Annotated in this window: 1 pseudogene; it reads left to right on the top strand. The window is 41.5% G+C overall.

The features are described 5' to 3' along the window. Positions 1-4: 4 nt before the first annotated feature. A pseudogene (locus tag J7R05_RS08690) lies at positions 5-400 on the top strand (ketol-acid reductoisomerase); the annotation flags it as partial.

Raw genomic sequence — 400 nt, 5'->3', positions numbered from 1 at the left:
GGCCATTGTTGGTTATGGCTCACAAGGGCATGCGCATGCTTTAAATCTGAAAGATTCAGGTGTTCAAAATGTACAGATTGCTTTGCGTTCAGGGACGACAACAGCTAAAAAGGCTATGGTGGATGGTTTTGAGGTTATGAGTGTTGCTGAAGCAGCAAAATGGGCTGATCTTATTATGATGGCAACACCAGATGAATTGCAAGCTGACATTTATAAAGAGCATATTCATGAGCATTTACGTGATGGGGCTGTGATTGCCTTTGCGCATGGTTTGAGTATTCATTTTGGCTTAATTGAACCTAAAAAAACAGTTGATGTCGTGATGATTGCTCCTAAAGGCCCAGGTCATACAGTTCGTAATGAATACCAACGTGGTTGTGGAGTTCCTTGTTTAATTGCT

Source organism: Bartonella capreoli (genome assembly GCF_902813205.1).
Classification (GTDB): Bacteria; Pseudomonadota; Alphaproteobacteria; order Rhizobiales; family Rhizobiaceae; genus Bartonella; species Bartonella schoenbuchensis.
This window is presented reverse-complemented; position numbering and strand designations above follow the sequence as displayed.